This window comes from Lederbergia ruris (assembly GCF_018332955.1).
In the GTDB taxonomy this organism is placed as follows: Bacteria; Bacillota; Bacilli; order Bacillales; family Bacillaceae_C; genus Lederbergia; species Lederbergia ruris.
Window position 1 is genome coordinate 68,596 of record NZ_BORB01000002.1, and the last position, 20,590, is coordinate 89,185.

Here is a 20,590-nt window from a genome sequence, read left to right on the forward strand (position 1 = left end):
AAATGAGTAAATCACTTACACATCAATCAGTGGGAACTGGACAAAATCCCCACCGATTACTCTTTTTCAAACCATATATGTACAACTATACAGTTTTTATTCGTCTGCTTCGTTTTCTTTAATTTTATCTGCAACAAATTTTTGCATAGTGTCCAGGCCTTCCTCTACATCCATTTCTCCATGAACAATATCTAGTACATACTTATCCAATGCCTCTTGTACGTACGCATAATATTCATACGTATAAATATAAAGGGATTCAGTTTCCTCTTCATTAGAAGTAAAAAAGGATTGCATATATTGTTCATATTCCGGACTTTCATTCACTTCTTTACTTGCTACAATTTGTCCAGCTTCTGCCCATTCCATCGAGTTCTGGCGAATAAAGTCTAAAAATTGAGCGATTCCTTTTTCTTTTTCCTCTGTTCTGGAGTCACTTTTTAACATAGAAAATAAATGGGAGGAAGCTCTATTGGTATACTTATCAGGTTCAAAAGCGTAAATATTCGTGACACCAAAATTCAAACCTTCTACATCCGCATGGGCAGTTGAACTCCAAGTACCATCCGTCGAAAATAAAACATTCCCAGATTGGAACATTAAGTAACCATCTTCCCCATAAGGAGTCATTAGCCCGGCATCACTTAATTCCTTCACTGCCTCAATAGCTTGTTTCATGAAATCCGTGTTTACTGCTGGTTCTCCATTTTCTTGAATATCTCCACCAAGATTTTGAACTTGTGCTAAGATAACCCAGCTTAATAAAGCGTCATTGAGGACGTAATCGCCTTCATCTAACTTTCCTTGTAAGGACAACATTTCATCAAATGTGACGACATCATCATCGAGAAAGTTTTCAACATTATATTTTTTCAGTAAATCTTTGTTATAGTACATGGCATTGCTATGGATATCGAGCGGGATTGTATATTGAGTTCCGTCAATATTCCCAACGGACCAAGCCTGCGGTAGATAGTTGTCTTCTTTTAATTCAGGTTGCTCTGCGATTACATTTGTCATGGGTTCTAAAACCCCTTGTTTTACATACGAAGGAACACGATCCGCATGAATAATGGTTAAATCAGGAACTCCTTTACCCGAATTCAAGACGGTCGATAATTTCGTATACATATCAGATGTAATAACATGCTTCACTTTAATTTCAGGGTTTGTTGCATTGTATTTCTTTACAATTTCATCCATGTACGCTCCATCATCCCCCGTTAGTGGTGTCCAGAATGTAATTGTATTTTTATCATCATTACTGCATCCAGCGACTAGCAATATAACTACTACAGCCAACAACATTGAAAGAATGCTCTTTCTCATTTTATCCTCTCCCAGTTTGTAGATTACTAAGTTGTTATTAACAAGACTATAAATCTCGTGAATAATTAACTTGGATTTAGTATATAGCGCAGATGAAACGCTGTCAATAATAAAATTGTGAATTTAATTTAAATTATATACAATTTAATTAATCAAAAGGTTAATTAGAATAAGGGTAAATATTGTTGTGTTTACTTTTCTTGAATGATTATATTATGATATATAAGTACTCATTATTTTAAATTTTTCAAAGGTTCAAAGGCTAAGTTCGCGCCGTCCTGGCTCAACCGCCTTTGTAACCAACTTCGTGTTGGCCTAAAGAAGAGTGATTTAATTTTTACAGGGTGGGAAAGTATAAATTTAGTAATGCTGGATCTAGCTCCAGCGCCCAGCGACTAGCAAACTTTCGGTGCCTGCTTGCGTAAGTCAACATCGATCCACCCTTCGGTGTCTAGCTACAGGCGGTAGGGGCTCGAGGTCAAATAACCCTGAACCTAGGAAGGGAAAAACCGCCCTTCCTAGGTTCAGGAACATTTGCTTGTCGCCCCTAAGCAACCGCCTTCCGCATTTCGTGGTTCATCGTGTTTCCTTTATCTCAGGCCAACAGGATGTTGGTCAGAACGGCGTTGCGACGTACAAGGATGTACTAGTGCAGACGAAGCGACAGGACGTCGCGATTGAGTCTGCCGCCAGGACGGCGCGATTTTAGCCGTTCAGCCTTATTATCCAAGTTTGTACGTCGCTAAACGGACGCTTGCGCTTTTCTTATAAAAAATGAAAGAGGGGGAATTCTGTGCAATTAGAAATAGATCAGTCCTCACTAATTGTTTATCAAGCATTGGCAAGTGAGGTGAGACTTAGAATTATTCAATTGTTATCTAAAAACAAAATGAATATTAAAGAATTATCTGAGGAGTTGAAGATTAGCAGTCCGATTGTAACCAAGCATATTCAAAAGTTAGAGGATGCTGGTCTGATTCGAACAGAGAGAGTTCCGGGGAAATCAGGAAGACAAAAAATATCGATTTTAAAAGTGGATCATATTGAAATTAACTTTCCGAAAAAAATCTATCATTCCTTTGCTGCTTATGAAACCTCTGTGCCAATAGGACATTATACGGACTTTGATTTCAAACCAACTTGCGGAATTGCAACAGAAAAGGATTTTATCGGTCCGGTGGATGATCCAAAATATTTTATGGACCCTAAAAGGGTGGATGCCGAAATCTTATGGTTTACTCAAGGGTTTGTTCAATACAATGTTGCCAACTTTCTTAAGAAAGAGGAACAGCTACAGCAATTTGAAATTAGTTTGGAAATTTCATCAGAATTCCCTTTTGCCAATGATGTATGGCCATCTGATATCACTTTTTCATTGAATGGCTTAGAACTAGGTACATGGACAAGTCCTGGTGATTTTGCGGATACACGGGGAAAATTTACTCCTGATTGGTGGCCGAGCAACATTAACCAATATGGTCTATTGAAAACAATTAGAATTACTGATCATGGTACGTATATTGATGGAGATCCATTATCCGACGTGGTAGTAGAGGATTTAGAAACAGATTGCGATCGCTGGACATTTCGCATCGAAGTAAAAGAGGATGCCGAACATGTTGGTGGTGCAACCATTTTCGGGAAAAAATTTGGAAACCATGACCAAGATATTGTGTTTAAGATGTATTACTTATAATTTGAAAAGCAAAGGCTAAAACCCGAAAACGACTCTAACGTAAATAGTAGGGTCGTTTTTTATATACTCATCACCTGTTTACCTCGTAAATAGATAACTAGCCTTAACATGTATTTACAATGGAAGCAAAGTAGTATATACCTAACCTTTTTGTTAACGAGAAACGGGGAATTAGTCTTTTTCCTTTATAAGGTTAACAAAAGTTGTACATACATATATTCAGATATTATTTGAAAATAGTTGAGAAATATGGCTATTTAGCTCGGACTTGTAAGGGAAATAATAAAAAATGTACTGTTTCCTAGAAAAATGTTATTGACATGTACGAACAAGTATAATATATTTACTTCAAAAGAACTAGACTACCAGAATTTGCTTTGGAAAAATATTCAATGTATTTGCAAAGGGAGGTTAACAATAGAATACTGACCTATTCACAAATCCCCCTAGAAAGAAGAAACGATTCGGTTTTTTGTCGCTGGGTTGTTCAAGATGGACATGAAGTGTTTTAAATTTAAGCATTGCTTATTTAATATGTTTGGGGTGAAAAATTTGCTTTTATTAAAAAATAGAAGATTCCAGCTTTTATTTATTACATTTTTGCTTACCTTTTCCCAATCCTTTGCTTTAGTAGGCTATGCAAAGGAGGATGATAAGAAGAATGAGGATTCATCTTCCAATGTGAAAAATGCAGCTGCAATTGTTGGAGCTGTATCGGAATTGGAAGCAAAGTATAGTACTTATTTAGAAGAAAACGAAGCTAATCCATACACAGGTAAGGAAATTAACTTCAAAAATGTAAGCGAATTAGTTAAGGATCACTCATCCCTAGATAAATATGAAGGGGAAAAGGTAATCAAAATTGATCAAGGGGAAGAAGTGACCATTACGCTCCAAGCTCCTGCAACATCCCTTTATCAAATTGGCTTTGATTATGCGATCACTGGAAAAAATATATTACCAACACAAATAGAGTTGAAAGTGAATGGAGAATTTCCATTCTATGAACTTAGAAACCTTGTCTTTGAGAGTAAATGGAAAAATCCTGAAGAGATAAAAAAGGATAAATATGGGAATGACATTATTCCTCAACCAGTTAAAGTAGATGAATGGCAGAAAAAATATCTTAATGACACCAGTTATAGGAATAGTTACCCTTTTTTGATCGAATTGAAAAAAGGGACAAATCAATTAACCTTTAAGAGTACAGAGGGGAATTTACTTATTCGTTCTATCGATTTATCACCACAACTAAAGTTGGAAAATTATGAAAAATATCCTGTTTCTGGGGATGGATTTGTTTTGATCGAGGCCGAGGATATGACTTATAAAAACGATTCCTCGATCCGAGCCAATGCTTTATTTGATGCTGACCTAACACCATATCATTCAGATCGGCGAGTGCTAAATTATTTAGATGGTGATGCTTTTAAAAGCCCTGGTCATAAAGTTACTTATACATTTGAGGTAGAAGAGTCAGGATTTTATTATTTAGGCATGCATTATCGACAAAATGTAAAAGCGGATTTCCCGGTGTTTTTGAATTTTTTAATAGATGGAGAAATTCCCTTTCAAGAGTTAAAAAATTATCCGATCGACTATACGACAAATTTTACAAATACGACTTTACTAGATTCGAAGAGTGGGGAAGAGCTTCCGGTTTATTTGGAAGCAGGCCAACATACTCTTAGTTTGGCGATAAGCATTGATCCAATTAAAGATACGATTGAAGAAATTGAACAAATGTTAGGAGAAATTCAAGCGCTATCTTTAGAATTAACGAATTTAGTTGGACCGAATGTGGATCGAAATCGGGATATTGATGTGGAAATGTTTATTCCTGGAGTAACAGATCTTCTTATTTCATGGGCAGATCAACTAAACAGAATGTATGAAGATATAAAAATATATAACCCTGAGGTGGCGGAAATCGGGGCTTTTTCATCCTTAACAATTTCCGAAAAACAATTGCGGAGCATGGCAAAAGACGTTGATAAATTAATTGTAAGGAAAAACGAGCTTTCAACAGGGACCAATTCCATTACCGCTTATCTAGGGAATTTATTACAGGAAATAAATAACAACGGTTTATCGATTGATAAACTTTACTTCTATCAAGATAAGAAAGATATCCCGAAATCTAAAAATTTCTTGTCCAAGCAATATTTAAAAGTAGAGCGTCTGTTTAAATCATTCGGTGATCAAGATTATTCAGTTAAGAGTGTCGATAAAAATCATTTACAAGTATGGGTGAATCGACCGCGACAGTATGTAGAAATTATGCAGCAATTAATCGATGAGCAATTTACTCCTGAAACAGGGATCAAGGTAGACCTTTCCCTTATGCCTGATCAAAATAAGTTAATATTGGCTAATGCAGCAGGGGATGCGCCAGATGTGGCATTAGGCGTTAACTATGCTTTGCCCTTTGAGGTTGCGATTCGGGGAGCATTAGTGGATTTATCCGAATTTGCAGACTTTGAAGAAGTAAGTGCCAGATTCCCCAAGGGGTTACACATTCCTGCAACTGTACAAGGGGGCGTCTATGCCTTACCAGATACAATGAATTTTTGGGTGCTGTTTTATCGAAAGGATATTCTCAACACATTGGATTTAAAGGTACCGGATACATTGGATCAAGTGAGAACTTATTTACCAGAGCTGCAAAGAAAAGGGATGAATTTCTTCTATCCAACAGCTGGAATGCCTGGAATGAAAACTTTCGCAGGGACAATGCCGATTATCTACCAAAATGGGGGCGAATTCTACGGTGAATCAATTGGCCGGACGCAGTTGAATGAAAATGCTTCGATTGAAGGAATGCGGCAGTTAACAGATCTATTCACAATTTACAATACACCATATGAAGTACCAAGCTTTTATCAACAATTCAGGGATGGTTCCATTCCGATCGGCATTTCGGATTATTTTATGTACAATCTCATCTTAAATGCCGCCCCAGAGATTGCTAACTCTTGGGATATTGCTTTAATGCCAGGGATAGAAAATGAAGCTGGAGAGATTGAACGATGGTCGGCAGGGGGAGCGGAAAGTAATATTATTTTTCAAGATACAAATAAAAAAGATGAGTCATGGGAGTTTCTAAAGTGGTGGTCTAGTACGGAAATCCAAGTTTCCTTTGGTAATATTCTCCAGACCACTTATGGGGAAGAATATATTTGGAATACAGCAAATGTGGAAGCTTTTAATGGATTGCCATGGAAGACAAGCCATAAGGATGTCATCTTGGCACAGACAGATTGGTTAACAGAAGTTCCGAGGGTTCCGGGCAGCTATATGCTTGAAAGGGAACTTAGTAATGCGTACAACTCAGTTGTATTAGATGGAGAGAATTTGCGGACAGCAATCGACTTAGCCAGTAAGCGAATTAATCGTGAAACTTTCCGGAAATTAGAAGAGTTTGGATTCATGAAAAATGAAGAAATCATTGAGCTGTATGAAAATCCCGAATCTAACTTTAAATAATGGAGGGCAATCGTGTGAATAAAGTAAAACAAAATCCGTATATATTTTTGCTCCCATATATTTTCATGTTTTCACTTTTTATTATCATACCGGTTGGGATGGCAATCTATCTATCTTTTACGAATTTCAATACGATAGAGAGTCCTGATTTTATCGGATTTTTAAACTATATAAATCTATTAACACAAGATGAAATTTTTATGCAATATGTACTACCGAATACAGTATTGTTTGCGGTGATTGTAGGACCAGGCGGATACATCTTATCATTCTTGCTTGCCTGGTGCCTTGCTCAGTTGACACCAGTTCCTCGCATGATACTTGCATTGATTTTCTATTCGCCATCCATGACTTCAGGAGTAGCGATGGCGGTTGTATGGAAGATCCTATTTAGTGGAAATCAGGCGGGTTATATCAATAGCTTATTAATCCGTTCAGGGATTATTACAGAGCCGATCATCTTTTTACAAGATACCCGTTTTATTCTACCAATTATGATTATTGTTGCCTTATGGGGAAGTATGGGGGTAGGTTTCTTGGCGATGTTGGCAGGGGTTTTGAATATAGATGAAACGCTCTATGAGGCAGGAGCCATTGATGGCATTCGCAATCGATTTCAAGAGCTTATCTATATTACGATTCCATCTATGAAACCACAAATGTTGTTTGGAGCAGTTATGGCGATTGTCGGGACGTTTTCAACAGGAGCCATTGGAGTAGAATTGACCGGGGCTAACCCCACACCAGCTTATGCCGGTCAATTAATTGTTAATCATATTGAAGACTATGGATTTATTCGATTTGAAATGGGATATGCGGCAGCATTATCAGTCATATTGCTACTTATTATTTATCTATTCTCTTATATATCGAAGAAGCTATTTAGCGAATCCTAGTAAAGGAGAGATTATATGGCTTTTAAGGGTAATAGCATTAATCCGAAAAGATTCCAAAGGGGGCAGCTAAAGTTTTATGCATTTTTAATACCGTTTGCATTCTTTATGTTGCTCCCCATTGTCTTTATTTTTAATCATGCATTTAAACCATTAGATGAACTCTATGCGTTTCCACCAAGATTTTTAGTACATAAGCCGACGCTGGAAAACTTTCAAAATTTATTCCAGCTCGCTAATGCATCAGGTATACCATTGAGCCGCTATATATTAAATAGTTTAATTGTGACGGTTGCCGTTGTATTTTTATCTGTACTCATTTCTTCATTGGCTGGGTTTGTATTATCAAAGAAAAACTTCAGAGGAAAATTTGTTTTGTTTGAGATTAATAATGCCGCCTTAATGTTTGTACCGATTGCAGTCACGATTCCCCGATTTTTAACTGTTTCTTTTCTGGGAATTGATGATACGTTTCTAGCTCATATTCTGCCATTATTAGCTGCGCCCGTGGGATTGTTTTTGATTAAGCAATTCATTGATCAGATTCCCGATTCTTTAATTGAGGCCGCTGTAATAGATGGGGCAAGTGATTTCCGAATTTACTGGAAGATTATATTACCTTTAATTAAGCCTGCCATTGCTACAGCTGCCATCTTAGCTTTTCAACTTGTTTGGAATGATTTGGAGACGTCTACCTTATATACAACAAGTGAAAATATGCGAACATTAGCTTTCTATATGAATACTCTTGCTGCAGAAACGAATGTAGTAGTTGGACAAGGAATGGCGGCTGTTGCATCGTTAATTATGTTTATCCCGAATTTAATTCTGTTTATTATCCTGCAAGGAAAAGTTATGAATACAATGTCACATTCGGGATTAAAGTAGGTGTGAATATGTCGAAAATGAAAAAAGTTATCCCTATTTTACTAGCCTTTCTCTTTTTATGGTTAACAGATCAACAGGTAATAGAGGCCAATACAGCTTATAAGACTTTTACAGAAGATGGCTATGGTAGATATGTAGAAACTCAAACTGCCTATACAGTAAAGCAAACGATCGTTAAGTTTGATGATGAATTATTCAAACAAGCAGCCGATTTAAAAATCGGAAAAGATGGATTGTTCTATATTGCGGATAGTGGAAACCAAAGAATTCTAGTGGGGAATAAGAACGAAGAGCTTGTCAGGGTGATCGGGAAAGATATTTTGAAAAAGCCGAATGGACTATTTTTATCCCATGATGACAAACTCTATGTTGCTGATGAAGTGGCAGCAAAAATCTTTGTTTTTTCGTTAGAGGGTGAACTATTAAAGGAATTCGGAAAACCAGATAGTATTTTATTTGGTAAAAAAGAACCGTTTGTGCCAGAAAAGGTGGCCGTTGATAAACGCGATAACATCTATATTATTTCACGAGGGAATTCGAATGGAATCATTCAGATTAACGCGAATAATGGTGACTTTATCGGTTATTTTGCTCCAAATCAAACAGTCGTCTCTCCACTTACTGCTTTTAGAAAGGCAATTTTTACAGAGGAACAGTTAAGTAAGATGATTGATTCGATTCCAGCCACTGCAAAAAACATTAACTTGGATGAGAAGGGCCTTGTCTATACGGTATCACAAGGCGAAAAGGTTGAAGCGATCCGGAAGCTAAATGTAGGTGGAAAAAATATCATTGAAACAGATGTCTATGATCCATTTCCGGTCTCTATTGAAACGGGGTCCTTAGAGAATATTTTTGTCGCTGGTGAAAATGGATTTATTTATGAATATACAAGCGAAGGAAATTTATTATTTGTTTTTGGTGGACGGGATGATGGGCGGCAACGTGTCGGTCTCTTTAGCAAAATTTCGGCTGTTGCTCTGGATGAAAAGGATCAAATTTATGCACTTGATCCAGAGAAAAATCAGATCCAGGTTTTTCAACCGACCGAGTTTGCGAATCTAGTACATACGGCATTGCGGTTATATCAAAATGGGGATTATCAAGCAAGTAAAGCTCCTTGGGAAGAAGTTATAAAACTAAATAGTCTATTTGACTTCGCCAATCTTGGCTTGGGAGAAGCCTATTTCAAAGAGGAAAATTACAAGGAAGCGTTAGCGTCTTTCCGATTAGCTAAGTATAAAACGGGATATTCAGACGCCTTCTGGGAAATCCGCAACGAATGGATGCGCAAATATATTATTCACTTCTTAGTTCTGATCATTGGACTTGTCGTTATGAAGAAAATATTAGACTGGGTAGAAAAAAAGTACCAATTTTGGCATCGCTTTAAGCAAAAGGTGACAAAAAAATATGAATTCAAGCTAGTAAAAGATCTCCTTTTCTTGAAGAATTTATTGCGCCATCCACTTGATAGTTTTTATCGGATCAAACACGAAAATAAGACAAGTGTTCTTTCGGCTACAGTGCTGATGTTCCTATTCTTTATCATTTTTATACTTGAAAAGTACTTTTCTGGTTTTATCTTCCGCTTTGTGAAAGATGGCGTGTTCGAAATTGGTTCTGATTTTGCTTTCGTCATTGCTGCTTTTCTTTTAACGATCATTTCGAACTATCTCATTTGTACAATCAATGATGGGGAAAGTACATTCAGTCATATGTATAGTGGGTTTATTTACTCTTTTGCCCCTTACTTTATTTTTAAACCCTTTTTAATCTTGATTAGCAATGTACTGACATTTAACGAAGTCTATTTACTGAATCTAGCAAACTTTTTAATCTACACATGGATAGCGGTATTGCTGTTTCTGATGATTATGGAATTGAATGACTACACAATTAGAGAGACGTTTAAAATTATTTTTCTAACCCTATTTCTCATGTTAATTACGGCTTTACTTCTATTTATCGTATATGTACTAATTTCCCAAATGATTCAATTCGTCATATCAGTATTTAATGAAGGGGTGTATCGTGTTGAAAATGGTTAAAATCAAAACCGTTATCAAAATCATCCTTTTCGTGTGCATTGTTGGTGGCTTGAGCTATTTCATATTTACTGGTGAAGACTCGAGTAAGGTGGGAAATATCCCGACTGCTCCGGGTCTTCCTACACCGGAAACGGAAGATGATTCAACAAATGATGAAGGTGCGGAAGAAGGGGCAGAAGAGGGTGTTGACCAACCTGCAGAAACTCTTCCCGAGCAGGTAGCTGTTGATGATGACTCACCAGAAAATCGGGTGAAAATCATTACAGACAAACAAAAGGAGATCGATGGCCATTCGTTCTTAATAGAAAATGATTTCTATGAACTTTATTTAAAGAAAGAAAACCTATCCTTCATTATTCGTGATAAACATACTGGTGCTGTTATGTATTCCACAATTGAAAAACCGGTAAAAAGTAATGAAGAATGGACAAATTTCATGCAATCATCCTTTGTGATGGAATATCTAGTTGGAACAAATATTGTCGTGTACCGTGCGGATATGTATTCGGGTAATCCTGATATAGATCTAGACATAACAAGTGATGGTTTCGAAGCAAAAATTAGTTATGCAGAGTTGGAAATCTCATACGAAGTAAAAGTTACCTTAACAGATCAAGGGATTCAAGTAGAGGTTCCACAGGATAAAATAGAAGAAAAAAGTGACAAGTTTAAAATAGCTGGACTATACATCTACCCTTTCCTCGGTTATTCAAAACTGGGAGAACGTGATGGTTATATGTTCATTCCGGACGGGTCAGGTGGTTTAATCCATTTAGAAGATAATAATGGAAAATATAAACAGCCATATTCTGAAATGGTCTATGGGGAGGATGCAGGAATAGACGATCCTTATGTTTTGTCCTTATTCAATGATATGGATCCATTTAATAACCCTGAGAAAATACTGGCACCAGTGTTTGGAATGGTTCAAACGGATTCTGAAATAGGTTATCTAGGGATTGTCGAAGAAGGGAAATTTAATGCAAAGATTGAGGCCTATCCAAATGGGGCCATTCTTCCTTATAACTGGATCACATCGAAATTTATTTACCGACAATTTTATAATCAACCAACAAGCCAAGACTCCGGTACCATGGTTGTCCGTCAGAAAAACCGGAACAATTTTGATATTAAGGTCCGATATGATTTTGTTTCTCAGGACAAAGCTAATTACATGGGATTGGCTTCGACCTATCGCGACTATTTATTAGATGAAAAGCTGATTACGAAAAAAGAAGATGATTTTCATATTCGTGTGGACCTGTTGGGTACAGATTTGGAAAAAAGTTTGCTTTTTAAAAAGAATGTTCCAATGACGACCTTTACCCAGGCAAGTGATATCTATGAAAAACTACAAGAAAATGGTGTAGAAAACATCTTGTCTGTTTATAAAGGGTGGCAGGATAAAGGTTATTATGGCGGGTTACCGATTCGTTCATTTCAACCGGAATCTGAGCTAAATGATGGTCTGAGCTTATTGGAATTAACCGATAAGGCAGAGAAAAATGGGATTGATCTATTCCTTTACCATGATGCTTTACGAATAAATCTAGAAGAATTAGGAAATACACGCTATAAGGTTATGAAGAAGTTTAATAAACGCACGTATGAAGAAAATGTTTATGGAAACGTGTATCGATCCTTCCATTATTTACATCCAGATTCATCCGCAACGATTATGAAAAAAATGGCAAGAGAATATGAAGATCAAGCAATTGAGAATATCATGCTTAGCGGGATCTCTAATGAACTGTTTTCATATAGCGAAGGAAGTAAGGAATTTGATCGTGTTACAACCAAAGACTACTTTGAATCGATTGTGTCTGATTACTCGAATCAATTTCATTTAGTTCTTGAACAGCCTTTCTCTTATTTATGGGATTATTCTAATGCGATTTTAGATTTACCGACTAAGTCATCTGATTATGTTTTTACAGATGAAGATATTCCGTTTATCGCTTTAACGTTAAAAGGAATTATTCCAATGTATGCAGAGTATACGAATTTCCAAGCAAATCAGCAAGAATTTTTCTTGCAATTAGTTGAACAGGGGTTGTATCCGTCCTTTTATATTACCCATGAAGATCCATCAAAATTGTTGTATACAAATTCTTCCAATATTTATAGTTCGAAATTTGAGCGGTACGAAGAAATGATCAAGGACTATTACGAGGAATTTGAGAAAATACACAAACAAACTAGAGATGCCAAGATCCAGGGATATGAACGTGATAATGGTATAACAAAGGTTAGCTATGATAATGGCGTGATCATTTACATTAATTATGAAGAGCAAACGAAGACATTCGATGATCAAACGATTGATGGCTTATCTTATAAGGTGGTGCATAAGCAATGAAGTTAAAAAGGCAGACAATATATGGTTATTTATTTATTCTCCCATGGTTAATAGGCTTTTTGCTTTTAGTCTTATGGCCAATGATTCAATCTTTTTATTATAGTTTAAATAATATGAGGATCACACCATCTGGACTTCAGTTTCGTTATATTGGATTTAAAAACTATTTAGATGTATGGCTGAAAGACATGTTTTTTATTCAGGAACTATTAAATTTTGCTGTCAACACTTTATTACGTGTTCCAGTCATAGTGGTCTTCGCTTTAATTATTGCGATGCTCCTCAATCAGGATGTGAAATTCAAGGGAGGATTTCGAACAATTTTCTTTCTTCCTATTATAGTTGCAAGTGGTCCTGTTATTGATCAGCTTATAAGTCAAGGGGCCACTTCCATCCCTATGCTTAATCAAGATATTGTGCTCGGGATTTTGACACAAATCTTTCCAGATTGGATTGCAGGGGTGATTGGCGAATTATTTAACCAAATTATTATTATCCTTTGGTATTCCGGGGTACAGATTTTAATCTTTTTGGCCGTTTTACAAAAGATTGATCCAAGTTTATATGAAGCAGCGAAAATTGACGGAGGTTCTAGCTGGGAATGTTTTTGGAAAATTACATTACCGACGATCAAACCAATCATTTTAATAAACCTGATTTATACATTGGTTTCCTTGGCTAATAGTAGCCAGAATATGATTATTAATCTCATTTATACAAATATGTTTTCCGCGATGAGAGGGTATGGTTTTGCCTCTGCGATGGCTTGGATGTATTCCGTTATTATTGCGATTATGCTTGTCATTACGTTTCTACTCTTTAGAGAAAAGAAATCTAATAGAGCATTTTAGAAAGGAGGTTCGTGATGGAAGCGCAAAAGATTACTTCAGCTCCTAGGGATCAATCGGTCAGCCCACAAGAAAAATGGAGACGAATAAAGGTGAAACTGGCTCGATTCTTATTTGGCTTTAACGACAGAAAAGGATTTTTATTAAAGTTGGTCATTTATACTTTATTAGTTTCTATTGGCTTTGTTTATTTGTATCCAATGCTCCACATGTTCATTACGAGTATGAAATCGTTAACAGATTTATTAGATCAGTCTGTTAAATGGATCCCATCCAGCTTATATACAGAAAATTATAAACAAGCCTATTCTGTTATGAATTTAAAAGCCTCTTTTAAAGGAAGTTTATTACTCTCGTTATTACCGACTATCTGTCAAGTTGTGGTGGCTTCTCTTGTTGGCTATGGTTTTGCACGCTATAAATTTCCTTTAAAAAATCTCTTATTTGCGCTAATGATTTTTAGTTTTATTATTCCTCCGCAAATATTAATGATGCCGACCTATCGATTATTTAATAGTTTAGGTCTAACAGGTTCAATTAGTGCCTTTATTGTACCGGCTATCTTAGGACAAGGGCTGAATAGTTCTATTTTTATATTGATTTTTTATCAGTTTTTCAAACAAACACCGACAGCTTTATATGAAGCGGCGGAAGTGGATGGAGCCAGTCAATTGACAAGCTTTTTTCGGATCGCTATTCCCATGGCGGTTCCAGCGTTTATCGTTTCTTTCTTATTTTCCTTTGTGTGGTATTGGAATGAAACCTATCTAACGACCTTGTACTTAACTAGTAAGGACAATAGTTTGACAACGATTCTCCTGCAATTACAGCAGTTTGAACAAAATTATGAAGCGATGTACCCTGTCACTGAAAATAGTCCGAATAAGATCAATGAGGGGATTAAGATGGCTGGTACAATGCTAAGCGTTTTACCATTATTAATTGTGTATTTCTTTTTACAGCGTTATTTCGTTGAAAGTGTTGATCGTACAGGTATTACCGGTGAATAAAGCACCGTAATATATATTTTAATCAAAAAAAGGGGGAAGAATTAGTGAAGAAAAAAACGATGCTTGGCCTTTTGTCAGTGGTGTTTTTACTTGTATTAACATTTGTTGCTGGTTGTTCTTCAGATGAGGCAGGAAAAAGTGAGGATAAAGGGGGAGGAAATAAGGCAGGTGAAGAGAAGGAAGCTAAAGGGCTAGATCCTGTGACAGATGAAGAAATCACACTTACATATGCCTCTTGGGCCAATGCTGATTTGAATCAATTTTTGGCTGATAAGTTTATGGAGGTATACCCAAATATCAAAGTAGAATTAGTACAGCTAGAACAAGATGGCTGGAATGATCATTTAACTAATCTTGCCAGTACAGGTGAATTGCCTGATGTGTTTTGGTATCAAGGAAATGTCGATATTGGAATTCGCAATGCTTGGTTCGCTGATATGACCGAGTATTTTGAGAATGATCCCGAATCAGATACTCTTTTAAAAACAATTAAGGAACCGGGGTATTTTGATGGAGAAAGAAAGCTAGCAGCACCTGCTGCTTACCAACCATACACAATATTCTTAGATGAAAATTTATTTAAAAAGATGAATGTCGATATGCCTTCACCAGATTGGACATACACTGAAATGTTGGATCTAATGAAGGAAATGACTGTTCCTGAACAAGGAATTTTTGGATACAATACGTTTACGAAAATAGTGACTATGGCTCCGATTGTGAATCAAGATGCAACAGGGGAATTTGGCTGGGATGGTGAATCTTATGATTTAACAAAGGATTGGGCTGATGCTGTCACCCAGCGTGCTGAATTTATCCGTAGTGGTGTCCATGCTCCATTCTTTGATACAGACGAGGCAGAAGCAGCATTTGGAGACCGTCAACTATGGGCGGCAAGCACAGGGAAGATCGCCATGCAACTTGATGCTTGGTGGACAGTAGGGTTGTTCTCAGAACCAGAATTTATTGATAAAGGAATTAAATGGGTTCCATATGTTGTACCTAAAGGCGATGAAGCGAAAACGAATCATAAGCCAGCGTTTATTGACTTTGGTGCTATTTCATCTGCGTCCGACCATCCTCGAGAAGCCTATGAACTATTAAAGTTTTTTGGATGGGGCAAAGAAGGATGGCAAGCAAAACTAGAAGCATTTAAAACATTAGAAAATGAAGATGGTTCCCTTATTTTCAAACACCCAGATGGACTTCCATTAATTGATGATGAGGAAATTTGGGCTGAGCTTCGTGAGTTATTGCCAGAATCTCAGTATTATACAGATTTCCTTGAAAGAGCAAAAGAGCCAATTCCTCTAGGGGGTGCTGCGCAACCAGGATTCCAAACTTTCTTGGATGAAGTGTATTTCGGGGGAGAATATGGAGATGTTGAGGCAGCTATAGCAAACGGAGAAGTCAATGCGCACGATATAGCCCAGGATTTAACGGATAAAATTAATCAATATCGTGAAGAAGCAATGGAAGAGTTGTTCTATTAATAAAAGAAGGAAACCAATTTCGTCATACGGAAATTGGTTTCTCCTATTGTTGATGCCACAATACGAAAGGTCGTTATAATCATTGTCACCCAGAGAAATACTAATGGACCGTTCTAAAAAAGTTGAGAAAAGCTATATACCTAATAGATGAACCCATGAAAATAAGCTTCTAGTCAAAAATAGAACTGATGTTTTAGAAAACGAAATTGTTTATTGCCAAAACCTTATAACATGATTGAAAAGGAAGAAAGCCTTACCCACTACCTAAAACAACGTCTTTTATATTTTGAATCCACTTCCAAAAAAACAATATTTGCAATGTATTAAGCAATAAATACAATGATTATAAAATACGCTTACTATACAATAAAAATAACAGGTGAAAGGAGACAAATCCTCCTTGACTATTATGTTCCGCGTTAAAGTAGGTGCTTCCATTTTAAAAATCCTTTAGAAAGTATGGACCAGCCAAGTCACAGGTGGGGGAGAACTGCTCCTTCTCTATACTATTTTATTATTAACAACAAGATGAATTTGTCCGGAAATAATCTAATCAATATATTTTCTTTTAGGATGGAAAAGGAAAATTGAAGAATAGCAATGATATCCTATTGTATGAACACCCTGCCCAAAACTGGAATGAGGCTTTACCAATAGAGAATGGGAGATTGGGGGAAGGGTTTTTGGTCTTGTCGATCGGGAACAAATTCAGCTTAATAAGGATTCTGTTTTGTATGGGAGACCACGGGATCGTCATACCCCCTGATTCCTTAATACAATTGCCTGACATTAGAAAGTTGTTATCAGAAGGAAGATTAAAAGAAGCAGAGGAATTGGCCGCGCCTGCATTTACAGGCATACCAGCAATACGGCCCAAGAAAAAGATTGATCCATTTTAAATTGAGGAGTGTCTTTATATGTCGGAAGAAAATTATAATGAGGTTTTATCACTTTGTGAAAGATATAGAGAGCAATTTTTTATCGGTGCGGCTGTGAATCAATACACGATTGATACACAACAGGAATTATTAAAAAAGCATTTTAATAGTATAACAGCTGAAAATGAGATGAAATTTGAAAATCTTCAGCCTGAAGAGGGAAAGTTTACGTTCGCGGTAGCGGACAAATTGGTTTCCTTTGCGAAAGAAAACCATAAGCAAGTTCGTGGACATACGTTGGTCTGGCATAATCAAACTCCTGATTGGGTTTTTACGAATAAAAATGGCTCTTTTGCAGACCGAAAGACGGTATTAGAAAGAATGAATACTCATATTTCGGAGGTGGTTAAACGCTATAAGGATGACCTTTATTGTTGGGATGTTGTCAATGAAGTGGTCACCGACGAGGGTCCAAAATTATTGCGAGAGTCTAAATGGCTTGAGACGATTGGCGAAGATTTTATTGATAAAGCTTTTGAATTTGCTCATCAAGTGGATCCTGATGCCTTATTGTTCTACAATGATTATAATGAGTCTGATCCGACAAAACGCGATAAAATCTATACGCTTGTAAAAGGGTTAAAGGAGCGAGGAGTTCCGATCCATGGTGTTGGTCTTCAAGCACACTGGAATGTATCAAGTCCTTCTTATGATGATATTAGGCGAGCCATTGAAAAATATGCCACCTTAGAATTACAGATTCAATTGACGGAAATGGATGTATCTGTTTTTGAGTTTGGAGATAAAAGAAAGGATCTTAAGAAGCCAACAGAAGAAATGCTGGGTGCTCAAGCAGAGCGATATGAAGAATTTTTTAATATATTCCGAGAGTACTCAGATGTTATTACGGGAGTGACCTTTTGGGGTGCGGCAGATGATTACACTTGGTTAAGTGATTTTCCGGTAAAGGGAAGAAAAAACTGGCCCCTGCTATTTGATGAACAGCATCAACCAAAGCAATCATTCTGGAGAATTATGGAGTTTTAGACGCAAAAAAGACTTGGGCGGGCACTAAAGTGTACCAAGTCTTTTTTGTATTAACATCTTTAGCCAAATAGAAAAGCTCTGATAGTATCTGAGCCACTAAGTTAAGCCAGTATATGGTGGCTAATCGTTTAAAACTACTTTCTAAAATACTGATTAGGTGATGTTCCGGTAATCTTTTTAAATGCTTTATAAAAGGTTGAATAATCTCTAAACCCAACCCTATGAGCTGTATCGAGTGCCGCATGTCCGAACATAAGAAGCTCTAGCGCTCTCATGATTCTTTTATAGGTTACGTACTCCATAACAGTAAAGCCTGTATTCGTTTTAAATATATGGCATAAGTAATACTTACTTACGTAAAACCTATGTTCTAACAAATCCAGTGTGATTTTCTCATCTAGATTTTTATTTATGAAATCCAAAATAGTATTTATTTTTTGATCATATCTGTGTCCCTCGGAAAGGGGGGGATTATAATTTGAAAGATTTTTATTTATCGCAATAAGCATTTGTACAAAAAATGTTTTCAACATTATTGGACTTTCAGGAGAAGATTCTATGGAGGCCTTATCAATTTTATTCCAAAGTTCATTTATCCCGCTTTCAAAAACTTTTTCAGCAGGTATTCTGTTAAAATAACCTAACTTTCTTTTTTCTATATAAGAGAGGATGTTATATTCATCCGTTTGATAGGAGGAGATATACTCAGGGTGAAAATGAATATATTTTCTTTCATAGCGGGATGCTGAGTTAAACACAATTCTATGTAATTCTTTAGAATTAGTTATTATCAAATCATTTGGATAGAGTTTGTAAGCCTGACCTTCGATATAGTAGGTGAGATCTCCTGAAATAAAGTAAAACAACTCATAGCAATCATGTATGTGAGTCGCAACGTCATAAGGTGGATCAGATACCATATGGCTCATAAAAAAGTTACTACTACTGTATTGTAAAATTTGCTTATCCACGAAATCACCTTTCAATTATTCATAATAATTAATATATTCATTATTGAAAGTATAGACTGAAAGAGCAATATTTGCAATATATCTAGCAATAAATCCCATGATTGTGAATGATGCTTTCTATAAAATAGAAAGTAGCGCTATAAAACTCAAAAAGAGGTGCTACTGTATGAGTAAATTTAGGTTATCAGCATTTGCAGATGAAATTGATTCTGATCTAAACACGCAAATGGATGTCTTAGAACAGCATGATATCAAGTATATTGAAATGAGAGGCGTTAATGGTAAATTACTTCTTCATCATTCTTTAGAAGAAGCAAAAGAATTAAGAAACAGATTGATGATCGAGGGTTTAAAATTCAGCAATTGGATCTCCACTTGGAAAGATTAAAATCACGGATGATTTTGAACCCTATTTAGAGCTTTTTAAGCATACTGTAGAGATTGCTAAAATTATGGAATGTAAGTATGTACGGATGTTTAGCTTTTTTCCTAAAGAAGAGGATCCATTACACTATCGGGACAAAGTGATAAAGAGGGAATAAGAAGAATGATAGGAAAACACAGATAGGATGTGTATGGCAATAAATTTGACATTGAGCTAAATATAAAAAGACAAGTTCAATTACTCATAAATCATCCACTGAAGCAATGTTTACTATAAAATACAATTTAACTAGATGGAAAATATAAAGTAGTAAATAGATGCAACAAAAGTAAACAATTGCACATTGCAAATCAGTTATACAAATCACATAATTAAAGCGCATACATTTTCTCATTTCTAATATAGATCTCATTTATGAAAATACTTATAATATAAAGGGGGAGTAATCTGTGTACAAGTTATTACTCGTCGATCAAAATAGACATTCTTTGAATCATACAAAAAAATGTCTTGATTGGGGATCTGTAAGTTTCTATATCAAAGCTACTACCAATCAGTTTACTGAGGTTGTACCTTTGCTAGAAGAGTCGGAATTTTCCCTCCTTATTATTAATATAAAAAACTATAATTCAAGCGGTGTGTTGCTAGTCAATCACATTCGGCAAAAAAGCCAAATACCAATTATTTTGATCGGGGGAAGGAGCGATTTTCGTATTGTTAGAAAGGCTTTAACCTATCAGGTTAGCGATTATCTGACAGAACCAGTTCAAACTTGTGAATTAAAGAAAAGCTTATTAACTGTTAAAAAGTCACTGGAACTGGATTTTAAAACGAAAGCCCCTTCATGTGAACCTCATTGCTATTGCATAAATGCAGAACCACAAAAAAATACTTATGAACCATCTCCTTCCATTATTGACAAAGTAAAGCAGTATATAGACGCTGAAATGCACCAAAACATTACGTTAAAAAAAATATCAAGCTTATTACATTTCAATAGTGCTTATTTGGGGCAAAAATTTAAGCAACACGAAAATATATCTTTTAAGGAGTACCTAATACAAAAACGTATGGAAAAAGCAAAGGTTCTACTAGTACATACGGATATGAAGATATATGAAATCGCTAATAAGGTTGGATATACAGAAATAGATTGGTTTTACAAAAAGTTTAAAGAGTATACCGGACTCAGCCCTAATGAATATCGAAATAAGAGGGTAGAAACTAAATTTAATAAAGCTATTTATTAAGAAAAT

15 protein-coding genes are annotated in these 20,590 nt (G+C 36.1%); 13 read left to right on the top strand and 2 right to left on the bottom strand.

The window, feature by feature from the left end; genetic code table 11:
- Window positions 1–96: 96 nt before the first annotated feature.
- Entirely contained in the window at window positions 97–1,329 is a 1,233-nt protein-coding gene (locus KI363_RS01825) for an extracellular solute-binding protein (RefSeq protein ID WP_212965170.1), read from the bottom strand.
- 793 nt (window positions 1,330–2,122) lie between these two features.
- Here KI363_RS01825 and KI363_RS01830 point away from each other — a divergent pair.
- The 11 genes from KI363_RS01830 (at window position 2,123) to KI363_RS01880 (ending at window position 17,978) form a co-directional block, all read left to right on the top strand.
- Window positions 2,123–3,025: an ArsR/SmtB family transcription factor gene (locus tag KI363_RS01830; RefSeq protein ID WP_158322286.1), complete on the top strand. Its 903-nt coding sequence runs from the start codon at window positions 2,123–2,125 to the stop codon at window positions 3,023–3,025.
- A 552-nt stretch (window positions 3,026–3,577) separates the two neighbouring features.
- Window positions 3,578–6,511 carry an extracellular solute-binding protein gene (locus tag KI363_RS01835; RefSeq protein WP_212965172.1) on the top strand — a complete coding sequence of 978 codons (2,934 nt, stop codon included), beginning with the start codon at window positions 3,578–3,580 and terminating at the stop codon, window positions 6,509–6,511.
- A gap of 14 nt (window positions 6,512–6,525) precedes the next feature.
- The gene (locus KI363_RS01840; RefSeq protein ID WP_246516691.1) at window positions 6,526–7,407 is read left to right on the top strand and encodes a carbohydrate ABC transporter permease; all 882 of its coding nucleotides are present in this window, start codon (window positions 6,526–6,528) and stop codon (window positions 7,405–7,407) included.
- Between the two features lie 15 nt (window positions 7,408–7,422).
- A complete protein-coding gene (locus KI363_RS01845) occupies window positions 7,423–8,292 on the top strand; it encodes a carbohydrate ABC transporter permease (protein ID WP_158322283.1) in 870 nt (289 codons plus the stop codon).
- 17 nt (window positions 8,293–8,309) lie between these two features.
- Complete coding sequence (locus tag KI363_RS01850) at window positions 8,310–10,343, top strand: YIP1 family protein (protein WP_212965176.1); 2,034 nt, start codon at window positions 8,310–8,312, stop codon at window positions 10,341–10,343.
- Complete coding sequence (locus KI363_RS01855; RefSeq protein ID WP_246516711.1) at window positions 10,336–12,702, top strand: DUF5696 domain-containing protein; 2,367 nt, start codon at window positions 10,336–10,338, stop codon at window positions 12,700–12,702. Before KI363_RS01850 ends, KI363_RS01855 begins: the two co-directional genes overlap by 8 nt.
- Window positions 12,699–13,553 carry a carbohydrate ABC transporter permease gene (locus KI363_RS01860; protein WP_212965180.1) on the top strand — a complete coding sequence of 285 codons (855 nt, stop codon included), beginning with the start codon at window positions 12,699–12,701 and terminating at the stop codon, window positions 13,551–13,553. The genes KI363_RS01855 and KI363_RS01860 overlap by 4 nt, the downstream gene beginning before the upstream one ends.
- Before the next feature lie 14 nt (window positions 13,554–13,567).
- Complete coding sequence (locus KI363_RS01865; protein WP_212965182.1) at window positions 13,568–14,560, top strand: carbohydrate ABC transporter permease; 993 nt, start codon at window positions 13,568–13,570, stop codon at window positions 14,558–14,560.
- Between the two features lie 44 nt (window positions 14,561–14,604).
- Complete coding sequence (locus KI363_RS01870; RefSeq protein ID WP_212965184.1) at window positions 14,605–16,053, top strand: ABC transporter substrate-binding protein; 1,449 nt, start codon at window positions 14,605–14,607, stop codon at window positions 16,051–16,053.
- 587 nt (window positions 16,054–16,640) lie between these two features.
- The gene (locus tag KI363_RS01875; RefSeq protein ID WP_212965186.1) at window positions 16,641–16,952 is read left to right on the top strand and encodes a glycoside hydrolase N-terminal domain-containing protein; all 312 of its coding nucleotides are present in this window, start codon (window positions 16,641–16,643) and stop codon (window positions 16,950–16,952) included.
- 18 nt (window positions 16,953–16,970) lie between these two features.
- On the top strand, window positions 16,971–17,978 hold the full coding sequence (locus KI363_RS01880; RefSeq protein WP_158322277.1) for an endo-1,4-beta-xylanase: 1,008 nt from the start codon (window positions 16,971–16,973) through the stop codon (window positions 17,976–17,978).
- 134 nt (window positions 17,979–18,112) lie between these two features.
- Here the strand turns inward: KI363_RS01880 and KI363_RS01885 are convergent, their stop codons facing one another.
- A complete protein-coding gene (locus tag KI363_RS01885) occupies window positions 18,113–18,949 on the bottom strand; it encodes an AraC family transcriptional regulator (RefSeq protein ID WP_158322276.1) in 837 nt (278 codons plus the stop codon).
- A gap of 166 nt (window positions 18,950–19,115) precedes the next feature.
- On the opposite strand from KI363_RS01885, the gene KI363_RS01890 reads away from it, so the two are divergent.
- Together KI363_RS01890 and KI363_RS01895 are read left to right on the top strand one after the other, a co-directional pair.
- Window positions 19,116–19,337, top strand: a complete 222-nt coding sequence (locus KI363_RS01890) for a hypothetical protein (protein ID WP_158322275.1) — start codon at window positions 19,116–19,118, stop codon at window positions 19,335–19,337.
- A gap of 446 nt (window positions 19,338–19,783) precedes the next feature.
- Window positions 19,784–20,584 (top strand): response regulator transcription factor, encoded by an 801-nt coding sequence (locus KI363_RS01895; RefSeq protein ID WP_212965189.1) that lies wholly within the window; start codon window positions 19,784–19,786, stop codon window positions 20,582–20,584.
- The last annotated feature ends 6 nt before the right edge of the window (window positions 20,585–20,590 follow it).

What these genes read in the sequence shown, in the direction of transcription:
- KI363_RS01860 (WP_212965180.1), top strand. Translation starts at nt 12,699, where the DNA reads ATGAAGTTAAAAAGGCAGACAATATATGGTTATTTATTTATTCTCCCA.
- KI363_RS01845 (WP_158322283.1), top strand. Translation starts at nt 7,423, where the DNA reads ATGGCTTTTAAGGGTAATAGCATTAATCCGAAAAGATTCCAAAGGGGG.
- KI363_RS01855 (WP_246516711.1), top strand. Translation starts at nt 10,336, where the DNA reads ATGGTTAAAATCAAAACCGTTATCAAAATCATCCTTTTCGTGTGCATT.
- KI363_RS01880 (WP_158322277.1), top strand. Translation starts at nt 16,971, where the DNA reads ATGTCGGAAGAAAATTATAATGAGGTTTTATCACTTTGTGAAAGATAT.
- KI363_RS01890 (WP_158322275.1), top strand. Translation starts at nt 19,116, where the DNA reads ATGAGTAAATTTAGGTTATCAGCATTTGCAGATGAAATTGATTCTGAT.
- KI363_RS01850 (WP_212965176.1), top strand. Translation starts at nt 8,310, where the DNA reads ATGAAAAAAGTTATCCCTATTTTACTAGCCTTTCTCTTTTTATGGTTA.
- KI363_RS01825 (WP_212965170.1), bottom strand. Translation starts at nt 1,329, where the DNA reads ATGAGAAAGAGCATTCTTTCAATGTTGTTGGCTGTAGTAGTTATATTG.
- KI363_RS01865 (WP_212965182.1), top strand. Translation starts at nt 13,568, where the DNA reads ATGGAAGCGCAAAAGATTACTTCAGCTCCTAGGGATCAATCGGTCAGC.